The sequence below is a fragment of the Alphaproteobacteria bacterium genome, assembly GCA_017308135.1.
GTDB lineage: Bacteria > Pseudomonadota > Alphaproteobacteria > CACIAM-22H2 > CACIAM-22H2 > Tagaea.
The window spans coordinates 356353-382916 of record JAFKFM010000008.1 but is presented as its reverse complement, the minus strand read 5'-3'; the positions used below and the strand labels follow the sequence as shown (position 1 = coordinate 382916).

The 26564-nt window shown below is 64.3% G+C and carries 29 protein-coding genes and 1 tRNA gene; 15 read left to right on the top strand and 15 right to left on the bottom strand.

Annotated elements, in window-relative coordinates; translation table 11 throughout:
- Positions 1 to 20: 20 nt before the first annotated feature.
- Both pyrC and J0H39_10195 read right to left on the bottom strand, forming a co-directional pair.
- Positions 21 to 1361: a dihydroorotase gene (gene pyrC, locus J0H39_10200; protein ID MBN9497116.1), complete on the bottom strand. Its 1341-nt coding sequence runs from the start codon at positions 1359 to 1361 to the stop codon at positions 21 to 23.
- Positions 1358 to 2332 carry an aspartate carbamoyltransferase catalytic subunit gene (locus J0H39_10195; protein MBN9497115.1) on the bottom strand — a complete coding sequence of 325 codons (975 nt, stop codon included), beginning with the start codon at positions 2330 to 2332 and terminating at the stop codon, positions 1358 to 1360. The genes pyrC and J0H39_10195 overlap by 4 nt, the downstream gene beginning before the upstream one ends.
- 144 nt (positions 2333 to 2476) lie before the next feature.
- On the opposite strand from J0H39_10195, the gene J0H39_10190 reads away from it, so the two are divergent.
- The gene (locus tag J0H39_10190) at positions 2477 to 2713 is read left to right on the top strand and encodes a hypothetical protein (protein MBN9497114.1); all 237 of its coding nucleotides are present in this window, start codon (positions 2477 to 2479) and stop codon (positions 2711 to 2713) included.
- Here the strand turns inward: J0H39_10190 and J0H39_10185 are convergent.
- From J0H39_10185 to J0H39_10160, 6 genes are read right to left on the bottom strand one after another with little or no spacing between them, the layout of a single operon-like run.
- Complete coding sequence (locus J0H39_10185; GenBank protein MBN9497113.1) at positions 2710 to 4245, bottom strand: copper resistance protein CopC; 1536 nt, start codon at positions 4243 to 4245, stop codon at positions 2710 to 2712. The two genes, J0H39_10190 and J0H39_10185, sit on opposite strands and share 4 nt — an antisense overlap.
- A gap of 1 nt (position 4246) precedes the next feature.
- Positions 4247 to 4768 (bottom strand): YcnI family protein, encoded by a 522-nt coding sequence (locus tag J0H39_10180; GenBank protein MBN9497112.1) that lies wholly within the window; start codon positions 4766 to 4768, stop codon positions 4247 to 4249.
- Positions 4769 to 4810: 42 nt separating this feature from the next.
- Complete coding sequence (locus J0H39_10175; protein MBN9497111.1) at positions 4811 to 5164, bottom strand: hypothetical protein; 354 nt, start codon at positions 5162 to 5164, stop codon at positions 4811 to 4813.
- A gap of 30 nt (positions 5165 to 5194) precedes the next feature.
- Complete coding sequence (locus J0H39_10170; GenBank protein ID MBN9497110.1) at positions 5195 to 5380, bottom strand: hypothetical protein; 186 nt, start codon at positions 5378 to 5380, stop codon at positions 5195 to 5197.
- Entirely contained in the window at positions 5377 to 6603 is a 1227-nt protein-coding gene (locus J0H39_10165) for a CoA transferase (GenBank protein ID MBN9497109.1), read from the bottom strand. The genes J0H39_10170 and J0H39_10165 overlap by 4 nt, the downstream gene beginning before the upstream one ends.
- Before the next feature lie 43 nt (positions 6604 to 6646).
- On the bottom strand, positions 6647 to 7819 hold the full coding sequence (locus J0H39_10160) for an FAD-binding oxidoreductase (protein MBN9497108.1): 1173 nt from the start codon (positions 7817 to 7819) through the stop codon (positions 6647 to 6649).
- A gap of 338 nt (positions 7820 to 8157) precedes the next feature.
- On the opposite strand from J0H39_10160, the gene J0H39_10155 reads away from it, so the two are divergent.
- On the top strand, positions 8158 to 8928 hold the full coding sequence (locus J0H39_10155) for a sulfite exporter TauE/SafE family protein (GenBank protein ID MBN9497107.1): 771 nt from the start codon (positions 8158 to 8160) through the stop codon (positions 8926 to 8928).
- A gap of 91 nt (positions 8929 to 9019) precedes the next feature.
- Here the strand turns inward: J0H39_10155 and J0H39_10150 are convergent, their stop codons facing one another.
- Entirely contained in the window at positions 9020 to 10600 is a 1581-nt protein-coding gene (locus tag J0H39_10150; GenBank protein ID MBN9497106.1) for a Na+/H+ antiporter, read from the bottom strand.
- A gap of 27 nt (positions 10601 to 10627) precedes the next feature.
- Between J0H39_10150 and J0H39_10145 the strand changes: the two genes are divergently transcribed.
- Positions 10628 to 11254, top strand: coding sequence for an HD domain-containing protein (locus J0H39_10145; GenBank protein MBN9497105.1), 627 nt, complete (start codon positions 10628 to 10630; stop codon positions 11252 to 11254).
- On the top strand, positions 11251 to 11790 hold the full coding sequence (locus tag J0H39_10140) for a hypothetical protein (protein MBN9497104.1): 540 nt from the start codon (positions 11251 to 11253) through the stop codon (positions 11788 to 11790). Before J0H39_10145 ends, J0H39_10140 begins: the two co-directional genes overlap by 4 nt.
- On the opposite strand, the gene ruvX is transcribed toward J0H39_10140, so the two are convergent.
- Positions 11787 to 12257, bottom strand: coding sequence for a Holliday junction resolvase RuvX (gene ruvX, locus J0H39_10135; protein ID MBN9497103.1), 471 nt, complete (start codon positions 12255 to 12257; stop codon positions 11787 to 11789). The two genes, J0H39_10140 and ruvX, sit on opposite strands and share 4 nt — an antisense overlap.
- Positions 12258 to 12311: 54 nt before the next feature.
- Between ruvX and gatC the strand changes: the two genes are divergently transcribed.
- The 6 genes from gatC to J0H39_10105 are packed head-to-tail and all read left to right on the top strand — an operon-like array spanning position 12312 to position 17631.
- Positions 12312 to 12623 carry an Asp-tRNA(Asn)/Glu-tRNA(Gln) amidotransferase subunit GatC gene (gene gatC, locus J0H39_10130; protein MBN9497102.1) on the top strand — a complete coding sequence of 104 codons (312 nt, stop codon included), beginning with the start codon at positions 12312 to 12314 and terminating at the stop codon, positions 12621 to 12623.
- The gene (gene gatA / locus J0H39_10125) at positions 12623 to 14086 is read left to right on the top strand and encodes an Asp-tRNA(Asn)/Glu-tRNA(Gln) amidotransferase subunit GatA (protein MBN9497101.1); all 1464 of its coding nucleotides are present in this window, start codon (positions 12623 to 12625) and stop codon (positions 14084 to 14086) included. Before gatC ends, gatA begins: the two co-directional genes overlap by 1 nt.
- A gap of 3 nt (positions 14087 to 14089) precedes the next feature.
- Positions 14090 to 15544, top strand: a complete 1455-nt coding sequence (gatB, locus tag J0H39_10120; protein ID MBN9497100.1) for an Asp-tRNA(Asn)/Glu-tRNA(Gln) amidotransferase subunit GatB — start codon at positions 14090 to 14092, stop codon at positions 15542 to 15544.
- Positions 15545 to 15593: 49 nt separating this feature from the next.
- Positions 15594 to 16403 carry a glutathione S-transferase family protein gene (locus J0H39_10115; GenBank protein ID MBN9497099.1) on the top strand — a complete coding sequence of 270 codons (810 nt, stop codon included), beginning with the start codon at positions 15594 to 15596 and terminating at the stop codon, positions 16401 to 16403.
- On the top strand, positions 16400 to 17014 hold the full coding sequence (locus J0H39_10110; GenBank protein ID MBN9497098.1) for a glutathione S-transferase family protein: 615 nt from the start codon (positions 16400 to 16402) through the stop codon (positions 17012 to 17014). Before J0H39_10115 ends, J0H39_10110 begins: the two co-directional genes overlap by 4 nt.
- Entirely contained in the window at positions 17011 to 17631 is a 621-nt protein-coding gene (locus J0H39_10105; GenBank protein ID MBN9497097.1) for a glutathione S-transferase N-terminal domain-containing protein, read from the top strand. The genes J0H39_10110 and J0H39_10105 overlap by 4 nt, the downstream gene beginning before the upstream one ends.
- Here J0H39_10105 and J0H39_10100 read toward each other — a convergent pair.
- Complete coding sequence (locus tag J0H39_10100) at positions 17606 to 18511, bottom strand: LysR family transcriptional regulator (protein ID MBN9497096.1); 906 nt, start codon at positions 18509 to 18511, stop codon at positions 17606 to 17608. The genes J0H39_10105 and J0H39_10100 overlap by 26 nt on opposite strands.
- Before the next feature lie 140 nt (positions 18512 to 18651).
- Between J0H39_10100 and J0H39_10095 the strand changes: the two genes are divergently transcribed.
- Complete coding sequence (locus J0H39_10095; protein ID MBN9497095.1) at positions 18652 to 19986, top strand: MFS transporter; 1335 nt, start codon at positions 18652 to 18654, stop codon at positions 19984 to 19986.
- Here the strand turns inward: J0H39_10095 and J0H39_10090 are convergent.
- A complete protein-coding gene (locus J0H39_10090; protein ID MBN9497094.1) occupies positions 19983 to 21101 on the bottom strand; it encodes a 2'-deoxycytidine 5'-triphosphate deaminase in 1119 nt (372 codons plus the stop codon). The genes J0H39_10095 and J0H39_10090 overlap by 4 nt on opposite strands.
- Before the next feature lie 114 nt (positions 21102 to 21215).
- Complete coding sequence (locus J0H39_10085) at positions 21216 to 21446, bottom strand: hypothetical protein (protein MBN9497093.1); 231 nt, start codon at positions 21444 to 21446, stop codon at positions 21216 to 21218.
- A 324-nt stretch (positions 21447 to 21770) separates the two neighbouring features.
- On the opposite strand from J0H39_10085, the gene J0H39_10080 reads away from it, so the two are divergent.
- Positions 21771 to 21862: transfer RNA gene (locus J0H39_10080), tRNA-Ser, on the top strand.
- Positions 21863 to 22125: 263 nt separating this feature from the next.
- A complete protein-coding gene (locus J0H39_10075; protein MBN9497092.1) occupies positions 22126 to 23025 on the top strand; it encodes an HNH endonuclease in 900 nt (299 codons plus the stop codon).
- Here the strand turns inward: J0H39_10075 and J0H39_10070 are convergent, their stop codons facing one another.
- A complete protein-coding gene (locus J0H39_10070; protein ID MBN9497091.1) occupies positions 23026 to 23325 on the bottom strand; it encodes an N-acetyltransferase in 300 nt (99 codons plus the stop codon). It lies immediately after the preceding gene.
- Positions 23326 to 23336: 11 nt separating this feature from the next.
- The gene (locus J0H39_10065; protein MBN9497090.1) at positions 23337 to 24206 is read right to left on the bottom strand and encodes a pirin family protein; all 870 of its coding nucleotides are present in this window, start codon (positions 24204 to 24206) and stop codon (positions 23337 to 23339) included.
- Positions 24207 to 24351: 145 nt separating this feature from the next.
- On the opposite strand from J0H39_10065, the gene J0H39_10060 reads away from it, so the two are divergent.
- On the top strand, positions 24352 to 25422 hold the full coding sequence (locus tag J0H39_10060) for a putative zinc-binding peptidase (protein MBN9497089.1): 1071 nt from the start codon (positions 24352 to 24354) through the stop codon (positions 25420 to 25422).
- A 185-nt stretch (positions 25423 to 25607) separates the two neighbouring features.
- On the top strand, positions 25608 to 26561 hold the full coding sequence (locus J0H39_10055; GenBank protein ID MBN9497088.1) for an ABC transporter ATP-binding protein: 954 nt from the start codon (positions 25608 to 25610) through the stop codon (positions 26559 to 26561).
- Positions 26562 to 26564: the final 3 nt, after the last annotated feature.

Sequence of the window (26564 nt, the reverse complement as noted above, 5' to 3'; positions counted from 1 at the left end):
GCTGGGGTGCGAACACGATGTCAGACTTTATACACGGTCAGGCCGCCGCACACCGTACGCAAAACGCGTCCTTGCACCAGCCGGTCGTCGAACGCCGAGTTCTTGGATTTCGACAGCAGTTTCTTGGCGTCGACCTTCCACGGCGTGTCGGGATCGAAGACCACGAAATCGGCGTGCACGCCCTTGGCTAGCCGTCCGGAAGACAGGCCCAGCAGCTTCGCCGGACGCGCGGTCAGCAAATCGAGGGCGGCGAGCAGCGTGAGTTCGCCCTTATGGACGAGTTCCAGCGTGATCGGCAGCAAGGTTTCGAGGCCCACGGTCCCGAACGCGGCCTGCGCGAAGGGCAGGCGCTTGGAGTCCTGATCATGCGGCGCATGGTCGGAAACGATCGCGTCGATCGTGCCGTCCTTCAGTGCCGCGACGACCGCGCGGCGATCGTCCTCGGTGCGCAAGGGCGGGGCGACCTTGCTGAAAGTGCGATAATCGCCGACCGCGAGTTCGTTCAGCGCGAAATAATGTGCCGCCGTATCGCAGGTGACGTTGAGCCCGCGCGCTTTGCCCTCGCGGATCACGCGCAGCGATTCGGCCGTGGTCACGCAAGGGATATGCAAGCGCCCGCCGGTCAACGCGACGAGGCGTAGATCGCGTTCGATCTGCATGATCTCGGCCGCCGCCGGAATGCCGGGCAGGCCCAGGCGGGTCGAGATCTCGCCCTCGTTCATGCTACCGCGCGACAGCGTGGGCTCTTCGGGATGTTGCAGGATCGGCTTGCCGAAGACCTTCGCGTAGGACAAGGCGCGGCGCATCAACTGCGCGTCCTTGGTCGCTTGCGTCCCGTCTGTGAAACCGAGCGCGCCGGCTTCGGCCAGCAGGCCGAGCTCGGTCATTTCCTTGCCCTGAAGCCCTCGCGTCAGCGCCGCGTAGGTTTCGACGCGCACGAGGCTCGTTTCGCGCGCGATACGCGCGACCGATTCAACCAGCGCCGCGTCGTCGATCGCGGGATGCGTATTGGGAAGTGCCACCATCGTGGTGACGCCGCCAGCGGCGGCGGCGGCGGACGCGGTCGAGATCGTTTCCTTGTGCTCGTCGCCCGGCTCGCGCAACTGCACGCGGATATCGACAAGACCGGGGGCGAGGCATTTGCCGCCCAGATCGATCGTCTCGATCCCTTGGGCGGCGACCGCGCCGGCCTTAGAAAGATGCGCGCCGATATCGGCGATCATGCCGTCGCGCGCGACCAAACCGCCGGGCGCGTCCATGCCGGTCGCGGGATCGAGCAAGCGCGCGTTGACGTAGGCGAGCGCGGGGCCGCCGCGCCCGCCGGGCGTGCGGCCGGCGATGGCACCTTCGGGGAGTCTCATTTGCCGTTCCCCTCGGTGTTGGAGAGCAGATTGCGGGTAAGCACGTCCAGGCACGCCATGCGCACGGCCACGCCCAGTTCGACCTGTTCGCGGATCAGCGAGCGATCGACGTCGTCGGCGACTTCGGAGTCGATTTCCACGCCCCGGTTCATGGGGCCGGGATGCATGATCAGCGCGTCGGGCTTGGCGACCTCCAGCTTCTGGTAGTCGAGGCCGTAATGGCGGAAATATTCGCGCACCGACGGCACGAAATTGCCCTGCATGCGCTCGGTTTGGAGGCGCAGCATCATCACGATGTCGACGTCGGCCAGACCCTTCTTCATGTCGTGGAAGACTTCCACGCCCATGCGCTCGATCTGCGAGGGCATCAGCGTCGGCGGGCCGACGACGCGCACGCGCGCCCCCATCGTGGACAGCAGATGGATGTTCGAGCGCGCGACGCGGCTATGCAGGATATCGCCGCAGATCGCCACCAGCAGCCCTTCCAGGCGCTTCTTGTGGCGGCGGATGGCGAGCGCGTCGAGCAGCGCCTGCGTGGGATGCTCGTGCGTGCCGTCGCCCGCGTTGATGACCGCGCAATCGACCTTCTCGGAAAGAAGTTTTACCGCACCCGAGTCAGCATGGCGGACGATCAGCACGTCCGGCAGCATGGCGTTTAGCGTCGTCGCCGTGTCGGTCATCGTCTCGCCCTTCTTGATGGACGAGGCTTCGGCCGACATGTTCACGACGTCGCCGCCCAGGCGCTTGCCGGCGAGTTCGAACGAGGTGCGCGTGCGCGTCGAATTCTCGAAGAACAGGTTGATGATCGTGCGCCCGCGCAGCAGGGTCGATTTCTTTTCCCTGGCGCGGTTTTGCTCGACGTAGGAATCGGAAAGGTCGAGGAGGAGGGTGATCTCCTCGCGGGAAAGCCCCTCGATACCCAGCAGGTGTCGGGGGCGGAAGCGCGTCGGCGCTAACTGGACGGCGGACATTAAAGCGGCGTTATAAGCGTGCCCCCGGCCCCCCGCAAGGCGGCTGCGCGAACCGCGCCAAAACCCCGGAATTCCGCTAATCTGCGGTTAACCGATCCGGTGGATAATTCGGATCGGTTTCCACGACTCGCGAGAGCCCAGCCCATGACGGTCGTCCGCGATACGCCGCCCAAGACAGGCCGTAAAGATATCGGCATCGCGCCGGAATCCGCGACGGCCGCCCTCGACCGGTTGCTGGCGATCGCGGAGAACCAGCACCAATCGCCCAAAGCGAAAGCCAAGCTGTCGCGAATGCTCGCCGACGAGCTGTCGCAATCGGTCGGGCGGCATTTCCAAGCGCTCGACATCGCGCCTTTCGACGGCGCGAAACCGAAGCGCTAACGCAATTCGATCTCGAAAATCACTTTGGTGAAATCGTCGATCAGCGCTTCGGCACGCAAGGTCCAGGGGCCGGGCAAGGCCAAGGCCGCTTCGTCGATCCCGTAATAACCCGGTCCCAGGATCGCCGGCTGGCGGCGCAAACCTTCGATCCCGGCGGCGGACGACTTTAGCTCGATCTCGAATTCCTTTGGCGCAACCGGCGCGTTGCTGGCGTCGAGCAAACGCATTTCCAGGCGCGTACCCGACGCTTCGATCCACAGCATGCGGTTCGCCTGCGTGGCGATCAGCGACAAGCCGCTGCGTGGCGCATGCGTCTGCGCATGATCGTGATCGTGGCCGCCTTGCCCGTGCAGATGCACGGCGGGCGGCGTGTGAGTCAGCATCGCGGTCGCGCCGACCAATGCCAGACCGAAAGCAAGATCGAGTTTGAGATTGCGACCCAGCGCTGCGGGATCGCCCGCCTTGGCCTGCGGCACGGCGCGTTGGCGGTTATGCGCGGCGATGGCGATGAGCCCCGCGAACAACGCCGCCTTGATCGCCATCAGCGCCGCGTATCGGCCAAGCTCGCCTTCCAAACGCGGCACGCCCAGCCACATCGCGCTGACAGCGACAATAACGACGGCGGCGATTCCGGCGGGCGAAAATGCCGTGCCCCAATGCGCGGCCGTGACCGGGCTGTTTCGCACGGCATGGAACAGCGGCACGAACGCACCGAGCCAGAACAACGCCGCGACGCTGTGCAGCGTTTGGACGGCTTGGATCGGCATTCCGCCGGCGGTCGCGTGGCCGGTCAAGGCGGTGCCAAGACCGGCGAGGATCAACGCCCCGAACGCCGCGATCCGCTTGGGCACGAAAGCCAAAGCGATACTAATCAGCATCGCGATCGCGGCGGGGCCCGCACTCGAATGCCAGCCCGCGCGCCAGGCTTGCGCGGTCCAGGGCGCCAAATCGGCGATGCGTGCTCCCGCCATCGCGGGCGACAAAGCGGCGGCGGCGAATGCGACGAAAAGCGCTGCACGGATCGCGCGGCGCGGCCCTTCGCGCGATCCCGCATTGACGAAGGCGAGAAAAGCGAGCCCGCCGACGCCGATCGCCAAAGCAAGATCGCGCGCGAAGCGCACGAACATCGCGATGGGCGTGCGCGGATCGAACGCATGCGCGCCGGAATCCGGCGGCGGGACGGGCAGGGCCGCATCGCCGATCGCGAAACTGATCGTGCCGGCGATGGGATGCGTGTCGGCGGACGCGACGCGCCACACGAGATAATAACCGCCCGCCTTCAGATCGACGGGCAGGTCGACGACGATGCGGTCGTTCTCGGCGCGCGCGACGAGCTCTTGCTGGATACCGGGGCCGACCAAGCGGATCGCGGCGGGTGTCACCGGTTCGTTGAAACGCAGCGCCGCCGAACGGGGCGCGTCGGTCAGACGCGCCCCTTCAGCCGGTGCCGTTTCCAGCAGCACCGCATGCGCTGCGGCTTGCCCGGCGGCAATCAGCAGCCAAGCGGCGAGGATGGAAACGAGGAACCGCATCTTACGGCTTCGGCGTCAGGCGCAGCGCCGGCGACGGATATTTCAGATCGTTGGACGATTGACCCGCGGCCGGGATTTCGATCCAGCGATCCACACCCTTTTCGCACTCGGCCACGGTCGGGAAATAGACGACCGTGTTCGGCGTGTTGGGCAGCGCGCCGCGGAACACGAACTCGTCGTAATGTTCGTCGAGCAGCTTGCCGCCGCTCCACAGAACTTCGGTCACGCCTTCGGTGATCTGACCGCCATGGCCGTCGCTGATCGGCGTGGCGAGCTTGCCCTTGGTCGTGGAGAGCTGCCAGCCGGGTTTGGGCATCGGCTTCACACTGACCATGCCGTCGGGAATTTTCACGCGCACGGCGGTGATGGCCGAACCCGAGCAGCCATGCGGCACGCGCAGCACGGCCTTATAGGTCGAACCGGCGATGGCTTGGCCCTGTTCGAGGGTGATATGCGCCGAGGCGGGAGCGGACAACGACAGGAGAGCGGCCGCGCACGCGGCCGCGAGGATGTTCTTCGACATTCGGAAAGACTCCGGATCTTGAGAAAAAGCGAAAAAGGTTTCTCAGGCCGGAGCTGGGGGGCCGCGCGCGGGCGGGTTGACGAAATCCGATTGCGCGTCGATGCGTCTTTGCGCAGGCGCGTAGACGACCGGCGTCCAAAGCAACGCGACCGTCAGCGACGGATCGCGCGGCTTCAACGCCATCGGATCGGGGATATGGCAAAGCGGGCAGCTCTGCGCGATCAGGGCGGGATCTTGCGTTTCGCCGGTATCGACGACGCAGAACGCCGAATGGTCGAGGCCACCGGCGCGCGCGGGAACCGTATGCGCCACCGCCATCAGAATCTGGACAAGCAGCGCCAGAGCCGTGGCGTAGAGGCCCAGTTCGCGCGTCCAGAGGCGGCGGAACGGATTCATGCGGCGGAACGTTTCCCTTGGGGAAATGTTCTAGCGGGAGACTTCGCGAAATACCAGAAGCGCCGTCGCCCAGAGCCCGCCCGCCAACAGCGCGGCGGCGGCAATTCCCAGCACCAGCGACAATCTGCCGCGCAGCAGCAGCGCTGCGATCATCGCCATCACGCCGACCAGCAACAGAATCGGCCCGCCGAAATCCGGCGTCAGCAGCAGGCTCAAACGATGCCCCGGCCGCGCAACGCGGCGCGTTCGTCGGCGTCGAGGCCCAGCAATTCCGCCAGTACTTCGTCGGTATGCTGGCCGCACACCGGCGGGGCGCGGCGATAGCTGGGCGGCGTCTTCGACATTTTGATCGGGCTGGCGATCAGCGGCACGTCGACGCCCGACGCGTGCGGCATCGTGATCTTCATGCCGCGCGCGAGGACTTGCGGATCCTCGAAAACTTGGCCGATATCGTTGACGGGCGAGCAGGGCACCCCCGCTTTGGCGAGACCTTCGACCCAATGCGCTTGCGGCTTGGTGCGCATGAACGCGTTGACCAAGCGCACGATCTCCTGGCGGTTGGCGACGCGTTGCGGATTGGTCGCGAAGCGCGGATCGTCGGCCAGCGCGCCGTGCCCTGCGAATTCGCATAGCTTGCGGAATTGGCCGTCATTGCCCACGGCCAAGATTACGAACCCGTCGGCGCATTCGAAAACTTCGTAGGGCACGATGTTCGGATGCGCGTTGCCTTGGCGCTTGGGCACTTTGCCCGAGACGAGATAATTGAGACCTTCGTTGGCGAGCCACGAGACTTGCGTGTCGAGCAGCGCCATATCGATCTGCTGGCCTTCGCCCGTGTTGTCGCGATGGCGCAACGCCGCCAGGATCGACACGGCGGCGTACATGCCGGTCATGATGTCGGCGATGCCGACACCGACCTTATGCGGCTGGCCGCCGGGCGTACCCTCGGCCGGGCCGGTGATCGACATGATGCCGCCCAAACCTTGCGCCAGCATGTCGTAGCCCGCGCGCGGCGCATAAGGCCCGGTCTGGCCGAAGCCGGTGATCGAGCAATAGACGAGGCGCGGGAATTCCGCCGACAGGGTTTGGTAGTCGAGCTCGAATTTCTTCAGATCGCCGGTCTTGAAATTCTCGATGAACACGTCGGACTTCGCGATCAAGCGCTTGGCGATCGCTTGGCCTTCCGGCTTCGAGAGATCGAGGCTGATCGAGCGTTTGTTGCGATTGGCGGAGAGATAATAAGCGCTCTCGCTGGTCGCCTTGCCGTCCTTGCCGGTGACGTAAGGCGGGCCCCATTTGCGCGTATCGTCGCCGGCCCCCGCGCGCTCGATCTTGATCACATCGGCGCCGAGATCGCCGAGGAGCTGCGTGCAGGTGGGGCCCGCGAGAATACGGGTGAGGTCGAAGATGCGGATTCCGGACAGGGGCAGGGCGGTCATGGCGGCGAACCATGCCGCCCCGCTTGCGCGCATGCAAGTTCGATCACACCGGTGCCGCGCGGCCGAGGATGAGCTGCGCCGCTTGGCCGAACGAGGTCGGCCAGGTCGGCGTTTGCGGCAGGCCTGCGAAGCGGCGGAAATCCGCATCCTCGCCCTCGATCGCGTCGGCGACGATCTGGCCCGCCAGCGTGGTCAACGCCACGCCATGGCCGCAGAACCCGACCAGATGGATCAGGCCCTCGCGATCGGCGAAGCGCGGCATGCCGTCGGTCGTCACGTCGACCAAGCCGCTCCACGCGCGCGCGATCTTCGCCTGCGCCAGATCGGGCAAGGCTTTGCGCAGCGCCCGGCGCAGCCAAGTTTCGGCGAGCGGCGGGTTGCCGCGTCCCGGCCATCCACCGGCACCGAATTGCAAACGCCCATCGGCGGTGCGGCGCATATAACGTAGCGCCGGGCTGGTGTCGTACGCGGCCCCGGTCGCCCAGGCGGGGAACTTCGCCAGCGGGGCCGTTTCCAGCATGAAGGTGCGCACGGGGGCGAGCAGGCGGTCGGTACCCGCTTCGAGCCCCGGCAGATCGACATTGGCGGCGAGCACGACGCGATCGGCGATCACGTCGCCCTTGGTGGTGGCGACACGCCATTTGCCGTTGTCGCGCGCGATCCCGGTCGCGGGGCGGCGCTCGTGCAAGCCCGCACCCGCCGCCTTGGCTTGCGCCACCAAGGCCGCGACGTATTTCACCGGATCGATCGAGAAGGCGCGCTTGTCGATCAACGCGCCGTACCCGGCGAGACCGGGCAATGCGCGCTTGAATGCGGCGGCGTCGAGAGTCGCCGTCGCGTCGTCGCCGAAGACATTGCGGCGCAATTCGGCCTGACGCGCGAGACGCGGCAGATCGGCTTTCGTCGCGGCGACGACCGCGACATGGTCGCGGATATCGCAGGCGTTGCCCGCGAGGGCGCGCACCTTGTCGAGCCCGCGCAGGCTGATTTGCCACAACTCGCGCGCGCGGGTTTCGCCGAACTCGGCGATCATCGCGGCGGGATCGGCGGCGAAGCCGGGCAGCACTTGGCCGCCATTGCGGCCGGAGGCACCGGCCCCGGCGCGCGTCGCTTCGAGGATGGCGACGTCGTAGCCGCGCTTGGCGGCGTGAAGGGCCGTCGACAAACCGGCATAACCGGCGCCGACGACGCAGATTTCGGTACGAAGGGAAGACATGACACAACAATTCCGGCGGCCGGCCCGATCGGGGCCGTCCGCTGCTTTTCGATAAAGGGATGGATCGAGGGTGCGCGTGAACGCGCGCTATTCGAACGCGCGGACGCTAACGGTCCGGTTCGGGCGAATAGGCGGCGCGCGATGCGACATCGCGCATGAAACGATCGAACATGAATTTGTCGGTCGACATGATACGAAACCTCAACGACCGATATAGTGAAGCGGCATTGTGACAACAATGCGGTCGGCGATAAGATATTGAATAGACGGCGGAATATCAGGCCTGACGAAGTTTCGTTTGCGTGGCACCGCGATCGCGTTCGAAAGTCGCTTCCGACATGGACATTCCGACCGATCCCGCCTTTTACGCCGTCGCATTCACGACGATCTTCGTCATCTCCTTCTTCAAGGGCGGTTTCGGCGGCGGCTTCGCCACGCTCGGCATTCCGTTTTTGGCGTTCGTCATGTCGCCGATCGACGCCGCGATCATGATGGCGCCGCTGGTCGCGTTCATGGACGTGTTCACGCTGAACTCGTTCCGGCGCGCGACATGGAGCTTGCCCGATCTCAAGTTTCTGATTCCCGGGCTGCTCGTCGGGCTGGCGATCGGCTTTTTGGCGTTCGTCTATGTCGATCAGCATCTGATCGAGCTTGCCATCGCGGCGATCACGCTGATCTTCACGATTCGCTGGTTTCTGGGCGGCGGAAAATCGAACGTCGCGCCGATCGCCGCATCCTTGCGCAACGCGATGCCGTGGGGCGCGATGGCCGGGTTCACGACCTTCGTCGCGCATTCGGGCGGGCCGCCTTTGAACATCTACATGCTGCGTCGCGGCCTCGACAAAACCGTCTATGCCGGCACGTCGGCGGTGTTCTTCGCGGTCGGCAATGTGCTGAAGCTGCCGCCCTATCTTTATATCGCCGGTTCGACGCCGCATCTGCTGTGGATGGCGCTGATCCTGTCGCCGTCGGTACCGCTGGGCGTGTGGCTGGGGCGCAAATTCCACGACCGGCTCGACGGACCGCAGCTCTACCGGATCTGCTACGTGCTGCTGTTCCTGGCGGGCTTGAAACTCGCCTATGACGGAATCGTCGGCGTCTTTGGCTGAGCCCTAATCGTCATCCCGGGCAAGCGCGGCGAAGCCCGCGCGCGACCCGGGATCCCGGCTCTCGCGGTGCTCGGCCGGGATGACGCAAACGTCAGAAATCGCGGTTGGTCGCGAGGCGCATTTCCTCGATATCGAGTTCGCGCAGCAGCTTGTGCAGCACGCCGTCGCCGATTTCGCGCTCGCGGCGCAGCTTCAACAGACGTTTGCGTTCGGCCGCCAGCAGCGCCTCGCGCACATGGCGCGCCTGGGCGCGGGCTTGCGCGAAATCCAAATCGTCCTGCGTCGGCGCCTGTTCCAGCAAGCGCGCCTGATAGATGCGCCGCAGCGTCGGCGCCAAATCCAGTGCCACAATATCGTGCTGCGCTTGATCTTCGAGCTCGGTCAAACCCGCATGCGCCATTTTGCGTCGCGCGGTTTCTTCTTCGGCTTCCTCGTTGCGGTCGCCGCCGAATTTGAGCATGCGGATCAGGGGCCCCAGCGTCGTGCCTTGCACGATCAGCGTGGCGAAGATCACCGCGAAGGAGAGGAACACGATCAGGTCGCGCGCCGGGAACGGCTCGCCCGCCGCCGCGAAATGCGGGATCGCTTGCGCGGCCGCGAGGCTGACCACGCCGCGCATGCCGCACCAGCCGATGATGAGCGTCATCGCGACCGGCGGCTTGGGCTCGATACGGCGCACCGCTTCGAACAGATGCGGGACATAGGCGTTGGGGAAGACCCAAAGCATCCGGATGACGATCGCGGCGACCGAGATCGCGCCTGCCCAGGTCATCAGCTCGGTCATGGAATAGGCGCTCAAGCGGCCGAGAATGCCGTCGAGCTCCAATCCGATCAGGATGAACACGATGGCGTTGAGCACGAACACGACCGCGCCCCACACCATGTTGCTTTGCATGCGCGCTTCGGCGCTGGCGAGTTCGGGCACGTGCCAGCCGATCACCAGGCCGGCGGCGACGACCGCGAGAACGCCCGAGACATGGATCTGCTCGCCCAGCAGGAAGGCGACATAGGGAATGATGAACGAGGCGACGATCTGCAACAGCGTTTCGTCGAGCCGTTTCATCACCGCGACGGCGCCGAATCCCAACGCGACGCCCAGTCCCGTCCCGCCGGCGGCGTAGATCGTGAACGTCGCCGCCGCTTCCCAGACCGAGAACGTGCCGGTCAACACGGCGGCGAGCGCGAATTTGTAGAGCACAAGGCCGGTCGCGTCGTTGACGAGGCTTTCGCCCTCCAGGATCGCGACGATGCGCCTTGGCAGTTTCAACCGCTCCATGATCGCGGCGGCCGCGACCGCATCGGGCGGCGAGACGATGGCGCCGAGCAGGAACGCCGCCGCCCAGGGCACGTCCGGCACCAGCCATTTGAACACGAGCCCGACGCCGAGCGTCGTCGCGAAGACGAGGCCGATCGCGAGCAGCAGGATCGGCCTTATATACATGCGGAAATCGCGCCACGATGTGTAGAAGGCCGAGGCGAACAGCAAGGGCGGCAGGAACAGCGCCAGCGTCAGTTCGGGGTCGAGGCGCACATCCGGCAGGCCGGGCACGAAAGCGAGCCCCATGCCGGCGAAGACCAGCAGCACCGGGTAGGGCAGGCGCAGCACGTCGGAAAAGCGGCCCAACGCGACGGCGACCGCCAGCATGATCAGAACGATTTCGAGCAACGCCAAAGGAAAGCCCCTGATAAACTCGGTGCCATGACCGACCGCCTCGACTCTATCCTCGATTTTCTCGCTCTCGTCGACCGTTTCAAGAAGGTCGAACGCCGTGCGTTGCTGGGCGATATGTCCCGGCGCGAGAATTCGGCCGAGCATTCCTGGCATATGGCGTTGGTCGCCATGGTTTTGGCGCGCGAAACCAAGTTCACCGGCGATCTTGCCCGGATGCTGTCGATGGTGCTGGTCCACGATTTGGTCGAGATCTATGCGGGCGACGCCGGAGCTTACGACGTCGCCGCGCGCGCGGCGGCCGCGGCGAAGGAAGACGCGGCCGCCAAAAAGCTGTTCGGATCGCTACCGCCCGATTTGGGCGCCGAGTTCGACGGTTTGTGGCGCGAATTCGAGGCGAAGCAAACGCCCGAGGCGAAGCTCGCCAATGCCTGCGACCGGGTGCAGGGGTTCCTGCAATCCTATTTGTCGGAAGGCCTGTCCTGGGCGGAGATCGGCGTTACCCGCGACCAGACGCTGGAACGCACGCGCCCCGCGCGCGAGGCGCATCCCAAGATCGAAGAGCTGATCTTGCGCATCTACAAGCGCGCCGACGAAGGCGCGTTCTGGGATGCCTCGGGCAAAGCCGTCGGGCGCGGGAAGGGTGTTGCGCGATGACGGATGCGCCCGAACGGATCGAGCTTCGGCTGCACACGGTCCGCCAGCTTTTCCAAAGCCTCGATCCCGCGCCGTTCCACGACAAGGACCTCGATCCCGACGCCGTCGCCTATATCGTCGGCCGGGCGCGCGATCTGTCGCACGACGCGGCCCTCGAACTCGCGATCGAGTTGCCGTCGGCCGAGGCGGAGAGCGAGGAGGTGCGCGGCCTCGAAACCGCGATCCGCGCCTATTTCGAATGGCGCGAGGAGATGGCGTGGCGCGATCTGCGCCTGCGGCTGGCGGAAGGCCGCCAAGCCTTTTTCATGGGCTTGATGTTCCTCGCCGCGTGCACGCTGGCGCGCGAGATCATCGCGGCCGCGACGGACTCGCCCTGGCTCGCCTGGATCGAGGAAGGGCTCACCATCGTCGGCTGGATCGCGATGTGGCATCCGGTCGATATCTTCCTGTATCGCTGGTGGCCGATCCGCCGCGAAGCGCTGCTCAATCGCCGTTTGGCGCGGATGCGTGTGGCGCTAAAATTCGCGAGCGCCTAGCGCCCGATGCGCAGCCAGTCGAGATAGCCTTGCAGGATGAAGGCGGCGGCCATCTTGTCGACGACCTCGGCGCGTTTGGCGCGGCTCATATCGGCGTCGAGCAGCGTGCGCGTGACCGCCTGGGTCGACATGCGCTCGTCCCACATGACCAGCGGCAGGTCGATCTTGGCCAGCAGGTTGCGCGCGAAGGCCCGCGTCGCCTGGGCGCGGGGGCCGGCCGTGCCGTCCATATTGACCGGCATGCCCAAAACGAAGCCGCCCACGTTACGCGCCTTGGCCAGCGCCACGACCTGGTCGTAATCGGCCGACGCCTTGCGCCCGCGCCGGACCGTGTCGAGCGGCGAGGCGATCGACAAACCGGGGTCGGAAACGGCCATGCCGATGGTCTTTTCGCCCGCATCCAGCCCCATCAGGCATGATTTTTCGGGCAAATCGTCGATCAGGTCGGCGGGGTTGCGGATCGGCATCGTGGCGGCTAGAAGCTAGTTCCTGTTTTTCAATTCCGTACAGAGACATACCTTATGTCGTTGGACCAAGCCACCGTCGCCCGGATTGCCGTTCTGGCGCGCATCAAACTGCCCGAAGCCGACCGCGAGAAAATGGCCAAGGAATTGTCCGGCATTCTCGACTGGGTCGAGATGCTGAAGGACCTCGACACCTCGAAGGTCGAGCCGATGACCTCGACCGTCGAAATGGTCCTGCCGCAACGTGCGGACAAGGTGACCGACGGCGACTATCCGGCCGCGATCCTCGCCAACGCGACGGAGCCCGTGCGCATTTCCAACACCGAGGAAGCCGGCGGCTTCTTCACCGTGCCGAAGGTGGTCGAATAATGGCCGGGATCGTCGAACTCACGCTCGCGCAGTTGCGCGACGGCTTGCGCGCCAAGAAATTCTCGGCCGTCGAAGTGGCGGACGCCTATATCGGCGCGGTCGAGAAGGCGCGCGATCTGAACGCCTTCATCGTCGAAACGCCCGACCTCGCGCGCGACCAGGCGAAAGAAGCCGATGCGCGCTTGGCGAAGGGCGAGGGGCGCGACCTGGAAGGCGTGCCGCTGGGCATCAAGGATCTGTTCTGCACCAAGGGCGTGCAGACGACTGCCGCGTCGAAAATCCTGAAGGGCTACGTGCCGCAATATGAATCGACGGTGACGTCGAATCTGTTCGGCGCGGGTGCGACGATGCTCGGCAAGCTCAATCTCGACGAATTCGCGATGGGCTCGGCCAACATCACCTCGCATTTCGGCAACGTGAAGAACCCGTGGAAGCGCAAGGACGGCAAAGATCTCGTCCCCGGCGGTTCGTCGGGCGGTTCGGCCGCGGCCGTGGCCGCGCGCATCGTCGCGGGTGCGACCGGGACCGACACCGGCGGTTCGATCCGCCAGCCCGCGAGCCTGACCGGCATCGTCGGCTTGAAGCCGACCTATGGCCGCTGCTCGCGCTGGGGCATCGTCGCCTTCGCGTCGTCGCTCGATCAGGCGGGCCCGATGGCGCGCGACGTGCGCGACGCCGCGATCCTCTTGAAGGCGATGGCCGGGCACGATCCGAAGGATTCGACCTCCGTGCCGCGCCCCGTGCCCGATTACGAAAAGGCGCTGACCGGCAATGTGAAAGGCCTGCGCTTCGGCATTCCCAAGGAATACCGGATCGACGGCATGCCGGCCGAAATCGAGAAGCTTTGGCAGCAGGGCATCGAGTGGCTGAAGGCGGCCGGCGCCACGCCGGTCGAGATTTCGTTGCCGCACACCAAATACGCGCTGCCGACCTATTACATCATCGCGCCGGCGGAAGCGTCGTCGAACCTCGCGCGCTATGACGGCGTGCGCTACGGCCTGCGCGTGCCCGGCAATTCGCTGGATGAAATGTACGAGAACACGCGCGCCGAAGGTTTCGGCGCCGAGGTCCGTCGCCGCATTCTGATCGGCACCTATGTGCTCTCGGCCGGTTATTACGACGCGTATTACTTGAAGGCGCAGAAAGTCCGCACGCTGATCTTCCAGGACTTCCAGAAGGCCTGGGATCAGTGCGACGTGATCTTGACGCCCGCCACACCGTCGGCGGCGTTCGCGATCGGCGAGAATCAGGACGATCCGCTGTCGATGTATCTGCAGGACGTGTTCACCGTGCCGGTGAACCTCGCCGGCTTGCCCGGCCTGTCGGTCCCGGCCGGATTGTCGGCCGAGGGCCTGCCGCTGGGCTTGCAGCTCATCGGCAAACCGTTCGACGAGGAGACGCTGCTGCGGGTCGGCGGCGTCGTGGAGACCGCCGCCAACTTCACCGCGCGGCCGGGAGCGTAAGCGATGATCATCGAAGGCAAGACCGGCAATTGGGAACTCGTCATCGGCCTGGAGGTGCATGCCCAGGTCGTGTCGAACGCGAAGCTGTTCTCGGGCTCGAGTGCCGCGTTCGGCGCCGAGCCGAACACGCAAGTCAGCTTCGTCGACGCCGCGTTCCCCGGCATGCTGCCCGTGATCAACGCGTTCTGCGTCGAACAGGCGATCAAGACGGGTCTGGGCATCGAAGCGACGATCAACGAAGTCTCGGTATTCGACCGGAAGAACTATTTCTACGCCGATCTGCCGCAGGGTTATCAGATCAGCCAGTTCACGCGCCCGATCGTCTCGGGCGGGCGGCTGGTGCTGGACATGCCCGGCGGCAAGACGCGCGAGATCGGTGTCACGCGCCTGCATATGGAGCAGGACGCAGGGAAATCGATCCACGATCAGCACCCGTCGAAATCCTATATCGATCTCAACCGCTCGGGCGTGTGCCTGATGGAGATCGTGTCGGAGCCGGAGATCCGCACGCCGGAAGAGGCGGGGGCGTATCTCAAGAAACTGCGCGCCATCCTGCGCTATCTCGGCACGTGCGACGGCAACATGGAGGAAGGCTCCATGCGCTGCGACGCGAACGTATCGGTGCGCCGCGTGGGCACGACCGAATTCGGCACGCGCTGCGAGATCAAGAACGTCAACTCGATCCGCTATGTCATGCAGGCGATCGAATACGAAGCCACGCGCCAGGTCGAACTGATCGAGGACGGCGGCACGGTGAAGCAGGAGACGCGTCTGTGGGACGTGTCGAAAGGCGTCACGCGTTCGATGCGTTCGAAGGAACACGCGCACGACTACCGCTATTTCCCCGATCCCGATCTGCTGCCGCTGGTCCTCGATCCCAAGGAAATCGCGCGCATCAAGGCTGAGATGCCGGAATTGCCGGACGCCAAGAAGGCGCGCTTCGTCGATCAGTATAAACTGACGCCTTACGACGCGTCGGTGCTGGTCGCGGAGAAGGAGCAAGCCGCGTTCTTCGAGGAAGTGGCCAAGGGCCGCAAGGACCCGAAGCTCGCCGCGAATTGGGTGATCGTCGAACTCTTCGGCGCCCTCAACAAGCAGGGCAAGGACGTCACCAACAGCCCGGTCTCGGCCAAGAACCTGGCCGGTCTGCTCGATCTGATCGAGAACGACACGATCTCGGGCCGTATCGCCAAGGACGTTTTCCAGATCATGGTCGAGACGGGCAAGGACGCCGCGTCGATCGTCGAGGAAAAAGGCCTGAAGCAGGTCACCGACACCGGCGCTATCGACGCGGCCATCGTCAAGGTGATGGCCGAGAACGAGGCGAAGGTCGCCGAATATCGTTCGGGCAAGGTCACGCTGTTCGGCTGGTTCGTCGGCCAGGTGATGAAGGGCACGGGCGGCAAGGCGAACCCGGCCAAGGTCAACGAGATCCTGAAAGCGAAGCTGGCGGGGTAACCCGCCGTCGGGCTAGGCTCGAACTCTCCACGTCGGGAGGGTTCGAGTCATGGCCGTAAAGAAAAAAGCATCGAAACCGAAGGCCAAACCTGCGCCCAAAGCGAAGGCGAAGAAGGTTCTGAAGGCGACGACCGCGATCAAGGCTTCCGCCGTCAAATCGGCGAAGAAGGCCGCCAAGGGCGCCAAGATCAAGAAGGTCTCGGGTTACGAGCCGGCGAAGGCCAAACCGTCGGCGCGGCTCGTGCTGTACGGCCTTCAGCCCTCGACGCCCAGCGGCAAGGTGGCCTTGATGCTCGCGATGCTCGGCGAGCCTTACGACTACCGCCATGTCGATCTGCCCGGCGGGGCGCACAAGACGCCTGATTACGCGAAGATCAACCGCTTCCAGCAAGTGCCGGCTTTGGTCGACGGCGAGGAAGTCGTCGTTCAATCGAACGTCATCCTGCAATATCTCGCCGAGAAATTCGGCAAGTTCGGCGGCAAAACGCCCGCCGAGCGCCGGCGTATCGCCGAATGGCTCGCCTGGGATCTCGACAAGCTGACGACGCTTGGCCAAGTGCGGTTCATCCGCCGCTTCATGAAGCAGCCCGACCATCCGGCTTTGGCGTTCGTCGAAGCGCGCGCCCGGGCGTCGCTCGAGTTTCTCGATCGGCATTTGGGCACGAGCAAATTCGTCGCCGGTATGCATCCGACCATCGCGGATATCGCGATTTTCGGCTGGATCGCCGTGGCGGAGGAGGCGGGTTTCGATCCCGCCCATTTCCCCAATCTGCGCGATTGGGCGCTGCGCATGTTGAAGCTGCCCGGTGTCGCGCATCCTTACGCGCTGCTGCCCACGGAAGATAAGGTGTCCGCGTGATCGAGCTTTATACGAACACGACCTCCAACGGCCGCAAGATATCGATCGCGCTGGAGGAACTCGCGTTGCCCTACAACGCGATCAGAATCGATACGCAGGCGGGTGCGAGCCGCACGCCCGAATATCTCCAGATCAATCCGAACGGCAAGATCCCGGCGATCGTCGATCCCGACGGTCCCGGCGGCCAGCGTTTCGTCATGTTCGAAAGTGCGGCGATCCTGATCTATCTCGCCGACAAGACCGGGCGCTTGCTGCCCTATAAGGGCGCTGCGCGTTATGCTACGCTGCAATGGCTGCAGGTCGAGGCGAGCGGCGTATCGCCCGACGCGTTTTGGCTGTTCTATATCGGCCTCAAAGAGAAGAACGAGCAGGCCGCGACGATGCTGCGCGCCGATCTCGCGCGGCTCTACGGCGTGCTCGACAAGCGTTTGGGCCATGCGCCCTATCTCGCGGGCGACGAACTCACGATCGCCGATATCGCCCATTTTCCGTGGGTGATGGGATCGTCCTGGCAAGGGATCGATCTCGAACCCTTCCCCAATTTGCGCCGTTGGCGCGACGATCTCGCAGGTCGCGAGTCTTTTCAAAAAGGCATGAAGATTCCCGCATGACCATCGATCTCTATACCTGGAGCACGCCGAACGGCCGCAAGGTCTCGATCCTGCTCGAAGAGCTGGGCGTGCCGTATACGACGCACGCGATCAACATCTCGAAGAACGATCAGTTCGCGCCCGAATTCGTCGCGATCAATCCGAATTCGAAGATCCCGGCGATCGTCGATAGCGACGGGCCCGACGGCCAACCGATCAACGTGTTCGAAAGCGGCGCCATCCTGATCTATCTCGCCGAGAAATACGGCAAGTTCCTGCCTAAGGACGCGCGCGGGCGCAGCGTGACGCTGCAATGGCTGATGTTCCAGATGGGCGGCGTGGGCCCGATGTTCGGCCAGGCGCATCACTTCATGAAATTTGCACCTGTGAAGGTCGAATACGGCATCGAGCGCTATGGCAAGGAAACCAAGCGGCTTTACGGCGTGCTCGACAAGCGGCTCGCCGACAACGCGTATTTGGCGGGCGCCGACTACACGATCGCCGACATGGCGACTTATCCCTGGGTCGCGCGTTACGAATATCACCAAGTCGATCTGGCGGCGTTCCCCAACGTGAAGCGCTGGTACGACGCGATCTCCGCGCGGCCCGCGGTCAAGAAGGGGATGGCGGTTCCCTAACGGCCGCGAACACGCAGTCGCGCAGCCAGCGATGCGCGGGGTCCGCGTCCAGGCGCGGATGCCAGATCAGCGACACGTCGATCGGCTTGGTGGGGAAGGGCAGCGCGAAGATATGCAGATCGCCGCGCAGCGCTTGCGTGTGCCGATCCGGCACGCTGGCGACCAGGTCGGTATTGCGCGCTAACGCCAGGGCCGCCGCGAAACTGCCGACGACGATGGCGATATCGCGCGCAAGACCCTTCGCCCGCGCGGCGATATCGACCGGGCCGTCCTCGCGCAAGCGTCGCCCGATCAGGATATGGCCGCTCTCGGCGTAGCGATCGGCCGTCACCTTGCCGCGCGCCAAAGCATGGCCGCGCCGCACCACGCCGATCCAACGATCGCGAAACAGGCGGCGCGCACGCAGCTCGGGGCTGGTCGCGGCGTCGACCACGCCGGTTTCGAGATCGACGGCCCCGTCGCGCAACGGGGCGCTTTCCTTGTCCGATTTCGCGATGAAGTGCAGGCGCACGCGCGGCGCTTCGCGGGCGATCCGCGCGATCAAAGCCGGGCCGAAGCTTTCGACGAAGCCGTCGCGCGCGCGCAGCGTGAACACGCGGTCCAATTTCGAAAGATCGAAATCGCCCGCCGGGCGCAGCATCGCCTCGCCGTCGCGGACCACCCGGCCGACATGGCGCGCCAGTTCCTGCGCGCGCGGCGTGGGTACCAGCCCGCGCCCGGCGCGCACCAGCAGGGGATCGCCGGTCGCTTCGCGCAACCGCGCAAGCGTGTGGCTCATCGCCGACGCGCTGAGCCCGAGGCGCGACGCGGCCTTGGCGACGCTGCCTTCGGCGAGCAGCGTATCGAGCGCCACGAGGAGATTGAGGTCCGGTTTCGGCATGTCGTTCCGTGCAGCTATTCATTGCGAATGTTGCATGAATCGACAGACGCGGAAAGCGCCATACTGCGACCGATCGAAGTGGGAAACGAAGGAAATCGAAATTGTCGTATCGCTGGGCTTTGGCCGGATTGTCGCTGTCGATGGTGCTGTCGTCGCTGGGAACGAGTGTGGCGAACGTGGCGCTGCCGAACCTCGCCGCCGCGTTCGCCGCCCCGTTCCAGGCCGTGCAATGGATCGTCATCGCCTATGTGCTGATGGTGACGTGCAGCGTCGTCGCGGTCGGCTGGCTGGGCGATGCGATCGGACGGCGCCGGTTGCTGATCGGCGGTTTGATCCTTTTCCTCGCGGCGTCGGCGTTGTGCGGCATGGCGCCGTCGCTTGAAACGCTGATCGCGGGGCGCGCGCTGCAAGGCTTGGGCGGGGCGGTGCTGTTGGCGCTATCGATGGCTTTCGTCGGCGATATCGCGCCCAAGGAACGCTTTGGGGCCGCGATCGGCTTGCTCGGTACGATGTCGGCCGTCGGCACATCGATCGGGCCGTCGCTGGGCGGCGTGTTGATCGACGCTTTCGGCTGGCGGTCGATCTTTCTGATCAATCTGCCGCTGGGGGCAGGGGCGCTGTATCTGACGATCACGGGCTTGCCGGCGGACAAATCGCGCGACGGCGTGGAACGGCCCGCGTTCGATTTCGCGGGGATCGGCGTCATGGCGTTGGCCTTGGGCGCCTATGCGCTGGCGATGACGCTGGGGCGCGGCGATTTCGGCGCGGTCAATGCGGGCATGCTGGCGGCGGCGGCGATCGGCTTCTTCGCGTTCCTCAAGATCGAAACGCGCGCGCCGTCGCCCTTGATCAGCCGCGATTTGTTCCGCGATCCGATTTTGCGCGCGGGCTTCGCGTGCAGTTTTCTGGTTTCGACCGTGTTGTTCGCGACCTTGATCGTCGGGCCGTTCCATCTGGCGCGCGTGTTCGAATTGCCGCCGGCGGCGATCGGCGCCATCGTCGCGGCGGGCCCGATCGCGGCCGCTTTCGTCGGCGTGCCGGCCGGGCGCTTGGCCGATCGCTTCGGCGCCGGCCCCGTGTCGCTCGCCGGATTGATCGGTATCGAGATCGGCTGCGTCTTGATCGTGACGGTGCCCGCCACGTGGGGCCCGTTCGGTTATCTGTTCGCGACGGTCGTGTTGACGATCGGCTACGCGCTGTTCCAGAACGCGAATAACGCCCATGTGATGCAAGGGGTCGAGCCGCGCAAGCGCGGCGTCGTTTCGGGCCTGATCAATCTGTCGCGCAATCTGGGCCAAGTGACCGGGGCCGCCGCGATGGGCGCGCTGTTCGCATTCGCGTCCGGCCCGGTCGACGTGCTGCACGCCGCGCCCGAAGCTGTTGATTTCGGCACGCGCGCGACTTATGCCGTCGCAACGCTGCTGATCGGTATCGCGATCTTCTTCGCCGCGCGCAAGGCGGCGCTCCGGCGCTAGGACTTGAACTGCTTGGCGAGCTTCAGCGTCTGGCGCTGATAATTCGATCCGATATCGCGGCCGTAGATGCGATCGGGCGTTTCGGTCAGCTTTTCGTAGACGAAGCGGCCGACGACCTGGCCATGTTCCAGCAGGAACGGCACGTCGTGCGAGCGCACTTCCAGCACGGCGCGGGTACCCTGGATTTCCGACGATCCGCCGAAGCCGAAACCGGGATCGAAGAACCCGGCGTAGTGGACGCGGAATTCGCCGACCGAGGTGTCGTAGGGCACCATTTCGGCGGCGTAATCATGCGGCACGCGGATCTTCTCGCGGCTCACCAGAATATAGAAATCGTCGGGATTGAGGATCAGCCCGCGCGATTTGGTGCGCCGGATCGGTTCCCAGAATTCCGCGATCTCGTAATGGCCGATCTTGGAAAGATCGATCAGCGGCGTGTTGCGCCGCGCGCGATAGCCGATCAGATCGGTGTCGGGCCCTTCGAGGTCGATCGAAATCCACAACCCTTGGCCGATCGTCGCGCGTTCGCGCTTGTCGCCGGGCGAGAAGACGAGGTGGAGTTTCTTGTCGAGCGCCGTCAACGCCGCGTCGTCGAAGTTCGGCGCGCCCCGGCGCAAGCGCAATTGGTTCAACGCCTGGCCTTCGCGCGCCAGAATCGAGAAGGTGCGCGGGCTGACTTCGAGATAGAGCGGGCCCTTATAGCCGGCGGGAACTTTTTCGAACTCCCGCGCCCGGTCGCACAGCAATCGCGTGAAGATATCGAGCCGCCCGGTCGTGCTTTTCGGATTCGCGGTGCCCGCCACGTCGTCGGGCAGATCCAAACGTTCGGCGAGTTCGACGATGTAAACGCAGCCCCGTTCCAGCACCGCGCCCTTGGCGAGGTCGAGTGTGTGCATGGCGAGGAGCTTGAGCTTGTCCGCGACCTTCGCCTTGGGGCCGGGCAGGAAGCCGGCGGGCACGCGCCACGCCTTGGCGCCCAGGCGCAAATCGATCGACGCGGGCTGGATTTGGTCGTCGCGCAGTTTGCGCGCGGCGGAAATCGCCCCCGATTTGAAGAAGGCGCGATAATCCTGCGAGGGCAAAATGCCGGGCTGGGCGGTTTTTTTGGCGGCCAAAGACTCGAATTCCCGTCGAAAACGTGGCCGCGCACGCTAACGACTTGTCGCCCCAAACGCAAAGGGCGCGGGGCCATTGGCGCCCGCGCCCTTAAACAGCTGATTTAGGCGCCGTTAGGCGGCCTGGATGTTCGCGGCCGGGTGCATCGGGCGGATGCTGTTGCGCGGGCGCAACGTGCGGCGCGGCAGGGCCGGGCCCCGGATCGCGACCAGCTCGCGCTTGGCGACTTCCAGGACCGAATGGATACGGGTGTCTTCGCGGTCGATCACGTCCATCGCGGTCAACTTGTTGTCGACCAGATCGAGCAGGGTGTCGATCACGTGGCGGCTCAGTTGTTGGGACATCTCTTTGGCTCCTCTGGTCTTTCCGGCTTGCGCCGAACGTTTTTTGACAGGTCCGAAGACGGGTTTCCGATCCATCCAATTCGGGCAACCCAGTGCGGGCTGCGTGTGGATAAGATGCGCCGCATTGGTTAACGATCCCTAAAACTTGTTCGGTATTTTGATTCAACTGATTCAGGATTTGACGGATGTTGCAAAGAAGCAACGATCCAACGTGCCGGGCGGAGCACGAAATCCGAAAAATCCCCAATGATCCGCTTACGTTGACAGGCCGGGGGCGGGGCCCTAGAAGCGGTCCCGCATATGCCGTGTTAACCCACTCCCGGCGGAGGGGTGGCCGAGTGGCTGAAGGCGGCAGTTTGCTAAACTGTTATACTGGGAAACCGGTATCGTGGGTTCGAATCCCATCCCCTCCGCCATTACGCCTGGGCCTCCCAATCGGGAGGTCCAGGCGTAATGCTGTTGGGGGTGCGGTGAACGAACCCTTGGTTCGGCCGTTCGCAACGCGAACGGCGCGGAGCGTCAGCGAAGTCCGAGTACAGCGAGGAAAAATCCGCGCCATCAGCGCGGATTTTCAATCCCATCCCCTCCGCAGGTAACTTCGAACTCGCCGCAGATGATGAATCAGGAAATGAGAATAAAGTTCTCCGATGTGGCGTGAGCGTCGGGCTAGCATCTTCTAATGAGTTATGGGGTTTTCATTCATCGGTCTGATTCCGTCTACGACGATGCGCCGGCGGAGCGATATCAATTTCCAAAACAATATTTGAAACGGGTTGAGGCTTGTATTGGCGATTGGGTCGTCTATTTAGAGCCATCAAAAGTAGCCGGAACACGTGGCTATTTCGCCATCGCACGAGTTCAACAAGTCATCCCTGATCCGAATGCGTCGGATATGTATTTGGCGATCATTGAACCTGGATCGTATCTCGAATTCGCAAATTCTGTATCGTTTAACGATGGCGGTCGACCGATCGAGCGCGGATTGCTCAACGAAGAGGGCAGGCTATCCGGGCGGGCACAATCCGCTGTCCGGCCAATATCCACTCAAGACTTTTTGCGTATCGTCGAGCGCGGAATCGACGATCAAGCACCATTGCTGCCTCGAATTGGAATTCAAGAGCCCGTGTTGCAATTGCAAGAAGGACAAGCGCCATTTGCTTTCGAACAGGATAGGGAACGCATTCTTCAGTTAACGACCCGACCTGTCCGCGATAAGGTCTTTCGAAAGTTGGTTTTGCGGGCCTATGACGAGCGTTGTGCCGTAACAGGCCTTAAACTCATCAATGGCGGCGGGCGGGCCGAAGTTGCGGCTGCACATATTCGACCGGTCGAATGCAATGGGCCCGACGTGCTACAGAATGGGATCGCACTTTCTGGAACAGCGCATTGGATGTTCGACCGCGGGTTGATCAGCCTGTCGGATAATCTTGAGATTTTAATTTCAAGACAAGTGAACGATATTGAGAGTGTCCGTAGCTTCGTCAATAAATCCATGCATGCGCATTCACCTAAGCGGGTAGGTGATCGGCCCCATCCGAGATTCTTAGCGTGGCATCGTGAGTACTGTTTCAAGCAATAGCTATAAAGCCGCGACCACATCCGCGTAATCCGGGTGTTTAGCGTACCACGCCGCCATATACGGGCATTTGACGACGAATTTGATGCCGCGTTTGCGCGCCGTATCGAACACGCCGCGCGCCAGGATCGAGGCGTAGCCTTTGCCTTCGTGCGCGGGCGGCACGACCGTATGCGTCAAGATCAAATGGTCGTCGTCATCGGGCTTGTAATAGGCGGCGGCGACGTCGCCGCCGTCGAGCGGCAATTCGAAGCGATGGCGTTCGGGATTGTCGATCACGTCGGCGGGCGTGCGCGCGGCCATGGCTTGCGTCCTCAAGCGGCGGGTTGAACGAAACGGCCGCTGTTGAAATCGTCGATCGCTTGGCGGATCTCGGCTTCGCTGTTCATCACGAACGGGCCATAGCCGACGATCGGCTCGCCCAGCGGCGTGCCGGTCAGCACCAGCAGCATCGCATCGTCCTTGGCGCGGATCGTCGCCGTATCGCCGTCAAGGCTCAGCAGCATGCCCTTGGCTTCGCGCAATTCGTGTTCGCCCGCGACCACGACCGTGCCGCCCAAGCCGATCAGCATCGTCGTATGCCCGTCGGGCAAGGGCAGCGACACTTCCGTGCCGGCGGCGATCTTCATGTCCCAGACATTGACCGGCGTGAAGGTCTTGGCGGGGCCGCGCGCGCCGTTCAATTCGCCCGCGATGATTCGCACCGGCGCTTTGCCGTCGGCGAGGGGCACGGTCGGGATATCGGCGGCGAGGATGCCTTGATAGCCGGCCGGGGCCATCTTGTCCTTGGCGGGCAGATTGACCCAAAGCTGGATCATACGGAACGGCCCGCCGCTGCGCGCGAAGGAAGGCGCATGATATTCCTCGTGCACGATGCCGCCCGCGGCGGTCATCCATTGCACGTCGCCGGGACCGATGATCCCGCCATGACCGGCGGAATCGCGATGCTCGACCTCGCCTTCGTAGACGATGGTTACCGTTTCGAAACCGCGATGCGGATGTTCGCCCACGCCGCGGCGCGCATTGGTCGGTTCGAAACGATGCGGGCCGGCATAGTCGAGCAGCAGGAACGGGCTGATATGCTCGCCGAAGCGGTCGTAGGAGAAGAGCGAGCGCACCGGGAATCCGTCGCCGACCCAATGGCCGCGATCATTGCCGAACCCGCCGAGCACTTGCTTTTCCATCATCGTCTCCGATCGCACACGCGAAGCGTCTAACCTATGTTTTCGGGCGGAATTTTCAAGACCGCGGAGCGCGTAGAGTTTCCCGGTAGGAACCGTGCCGCGCGGGGCGCATGATGGCGCGAACCCATCGATCGGACGAATTTTTATGCAGATTTTCCAGTGCCAGTCTTGCGCGCAGCGACTCTACTTCGAAAACACGCTGTGCGAGCGTTGCGGCCATACGCTCGGCTATCTGCCCGATGCGGGCGTGCTCAGCGCGGTCGAGGCGGAGGGTGCGGAATGGATCGCGCTCGCGCGACCGGACTCGCGCTATCGCTTCTGCCGCAATTGGGAGGAGAGGGGCTGCAATTGGATGGTCGATGTCGCGGAGGGGCAGGAATTTTGCGCGGCGTGCCGGCATAACCGGATCATCCCCGATATCTCGCTGCCGGAGAATCGCCAGAACTGGTTGAAGATCGAAGGGGCGAAACGGCGCTTGATCTATTCGTTGATCCGCCTCGGCCTGCCGCATCCGACCTTGGCCAGCGGCGAACCCGGCCCGCTGGTGTTCGATTTTCTCGCCGATCCGCCCGACGGCCCGCATGTGCTGACCGGCCACGACAACGGCGTCATCACCATCGCGCTGAAGGAGGCCGACGACGCGCAGCGCGAAGCGGCGCGCGCGTCGATGGGCGAACTCTATCGCACGCTGCTCGGCCATTTCAGGCACGAGATCGGCCATTATTATTGGGATAAACTCGTGCGCGATCGCGACGAACTCGACAGTTTCCGCGCGTTGTTCGGCGACGAGCGCGCCGATTACCGGGCGGCGCTGGCGCGTCATTACGGCGAGGGCGCGCCGGAGGATTGGCGTGAAAACTTCGTCAGCGCGTACGCCACCATGCATCCGTGGGAGGATTGGGCCGAGACCTGGACCCATTATCTGCACATCGTCGACGCGCTAGAGATGGCGGGCGCCTTCGGCGTCAGCGTCAATCCCGAAGTGGGCGACGAGGCGGGCGTCGAGACCAAGGTCGCGTTCGATCCCTATCGCGCGCGCAACGTCGATGCGCTGCTCGCGGTTTGGCTGCCGTTGACCTACGCGATCAACAGCCTCAATCGCACGATGGGCGTTCCCGATCTCTATCCTTTCGTGATCCCGCAAGCGGTCGTGGAGAAGCTGCGTTATATCCATCGCGTGATCGCGAATGGCCGGACGGCTGTCGCCGGATCGTAACAAACTCGACGCGCAAGCGTCACGTAACCGCCTTAGCGTCCGTTGCAATCGACGGACGAAAAGTGATTCACAAAGCCAACGATACTTCGATCGACGCGGTTTCGATTCGGAACTTGCGCTTCGCCTATCCGGGCGGCGGCGCAGCTTTGGGCGAGATCAATCTCGGTCTCAAGCGCGGGAAAACGATGGCGCTGCTCGGTCCCTCGGGCTGCGGCAAGACGACGTTGCTGCGCTTGATCGCCGGTCTATTGGCGCCGACGCAAGGCCGCATTCTGTTCGCCGGCACGCCCGTCGCCGATGCCGCGACCGGCGCGTTCGTGCCGCCCGAGCGGCGCAATCTCAGCATGGTTTTCCAGGACTACGCGCTGTGGCCGCATCTGCCGGTCGCGGGCAACGTGGCGTTTCCGCTGGAGATGCGCAAGGTTGGGCGGGCGGAGCGCGACGCGCGCGTCAAGGCGGCATTGGCGCGCGTGGGCTTGTCGGCTTATGCCGAGCGACGCGTATCCGATATGTCGGGCGGCCAGCAGCAGCGCGTGGCGATCGCGCGCGCCATCGTCGCCGAACCCGATCTCGTGCTGTTCGACGAGCCGTTGTCGAATCTTGATCGTGAGCTGCGCGAAACGATGGTCGGCGAGCTTGCGTCGCTCGTGGCGCAATTGGGGCTTACCGCGCTTTACGTGACCCACGACCAAAGCGAGGCGTTCTCGCTCGCCCACGAAGTCGCGGTGATGCGCGGCGGAAAGATCGAACAACTCGCACCGCCCGAAGATCTGGTCGATCAACCCGGCAGCGCCGCCGTCGCAGAGTTCCTGCGCGTGGGTGCCGTCGTCGCCGTCACCCAAAGCGGGGCCGCTTGGCGCTTGGCGGGCACCGATATCCGCTTGCCCGAACCGCCGATCGCGAACCCGCGTCGCGTGCTGATCCCTTCGCGCGACGTGCGGCTGGGCGAGGGGCCATTGAATCTGCAAGGCCAGGCACGTGCATCGGTGTTCCGCGGCGACGGGCATTTCACGACCTTGCGCGTCGGCCCGGCCGAAACCGGATTCGATCTGTCGTTCGTGGCGCCAGCGCGCGCCGCGATCGGCGCGGAAGTGGCGCTGCATATCGATCCGGCGGCGTTGCGCTGGTTCGCCGAATGATTT

Coding starts and splice junctions, on each gene's coding strand:
- J0H39_10115 (MBN9497099.1), top strand. CDS start 15,594: ATGGCCGTAAAGAAAAAAGCATCGAAACCGAAGGCCAAACCTGCGCCC.
- J0H39_10145 (MBN9497105.1), top strand. CDS start 10,628: ATGACCGACCGCCTCGACTCTATCCTCGATTTTCTCGCTCTCGTCGAC.
- gatB (MBN9497100.1), top strand. CDS start 14,090: ATGATCATCGAAGGCAAGACCGGCAATTGGGAACTCGTCATCGGCCTG.
- J0H39_10155 (MBN9497107.1), top strand. CDS start 8,158: ATGGACATTCCGACCGATCCCGCCTTTTACGCCGTCGCATTCACGACG.
- pyrC (MBN9497116.1), bottom strand. CDS start 1,361: ATGAGACTCCCCGAAGGTGCCATCGCCGGCCGCACGCCCGGCGGGCGC.
- J0H39_10160 (MBN9497108.1), bottom strand. CDS start 7,819: ATGTCTTCCCTTCGTACCGAAATCTGCGTCGTCGGCGCCGGTTATGCC.
- J0H39_10095 (MBN9497095.1), top strand. CDS start 18,652: ATGGTGCTGTCGTCGCTGGGAACGAGTGTGGCGAACGTGGCGCTGCCG.
- J0H39_10195 (MBN9497115.1), bottom strand. CDS start 2,332: ATGTCCGCCGTCCAGTTAGCGCCGACGCGCTTCCGCCCCCGACACCTG.
- J0H39_10065 (MBN9497090.1), bottom strand. CDS start 24,206: ATGGAAAAGCAAGTGCTCGGCGGGTTCGGCAATGATCGCGGCCATTGG.
- J0H39_10105 (MBN9497097.1), top strand. CDS start 17,011: ATGACCATCGATCTCTATACCTGGAGCACGCCGAACGGCCGCAAGGTC.
- ruvX (MBN9497103.1), bottom strand. CDS start 12,257: ATGCCGATCCGCAACCCCGCCGACCTGATCGACGATTTGCCCGAAAAA.
- J0H39_10070 (MBN9497091.1), bottom strand. CDS start 23,325: ATGGCCGCGCGCACGCCCGCCGACGTGATCGACAATCCCGAACGCCAT.
- J0H39_10085 (MBN9497093.1), bottom strand. CDS start 21,446: ATGTCCCAACAACTGAGCCGCCACGTGATCGACACCCTGCTCGATCTG.
- J0H39_10055 (MBN9497088.1), top strand. CDS start 25,608: ATGGCGCTGCTCGGTCCCTCGGGCTGCGGCAAGACGACGTTGCTGCGC.
- J0H39_10060 (MBN9497089.1), top strand. CDS start 24,352: ATGCAGATTTTCCAGTGCCAGTCTTGCGCGCAGCGACTCTACTTCGAA.
- gatC (MBN9497102.1), top strand. CDS start 12,312: ATGTCGTTGGACCAAGCCACCGTCGCCCGGATTGCCGTTCTGGCGCGC.
- J0H39_10165 (MBN9497109.1), bottom strand. CDS start 6,603: ATGACCGCCCTGCCCCTGTCCGGAATCCGCATCTTCGACCTCACCCGT.
- J0H39_10180 (MBN9497112.1), bottom strand. CDS start 4,768: ATGTCGAAGAACATCCTCGCGGCCGCGTGCGCGGCCGCTCTCCTGTCG.
- gatA (MBN9497101.1), top strand. CDS start 12,623: ATGGCCGGGATCGTCGAACTCACGCTCGCGCAGTTGCGCGACGGCTTG.
- J0H39_10190 (MBN9497114.1), top strand. CDS start 2,477: ATGACGGTCGTCCGCGATACGCCGCCCAAGACAGGCCGTAAAGATATC.
- J0H39_10185 (MBN9497113.1), bottom strand. CDS start 4,245: ATGCGGTTCCTCGTTTCCATCCTCGCCGCTTGGCTGCTGATTGCCGCC.
- J0H39_10100 (MBN9497096.1), bottom strand. CDS start 18,511: ATGCCGAAACCGGACCTCAATCTCCTCGTGGCGCTCGATACGCTGCTC.
- J0H39_10140 (MBN9497104.1), top strand. CDS start 11,251: ATGACGGATGCGCCCGAACGGATCGAGCTTCGGCTGCACACGGTCCGC.
- J0H39_10175 (MBN9497111.1), bottom strand. CDS start 5,164: ATGAATCCGTTCCGCCGCCTCTGGACGCGCGAACTGGGCCTCTACGCC.
- J0H39_10075 (MBN9497092.1), top strand. CDS start 22,126: ATGAGTTATGGGGTTTTCATTCATCGGTCTGATTCCGTCTACGACGAT.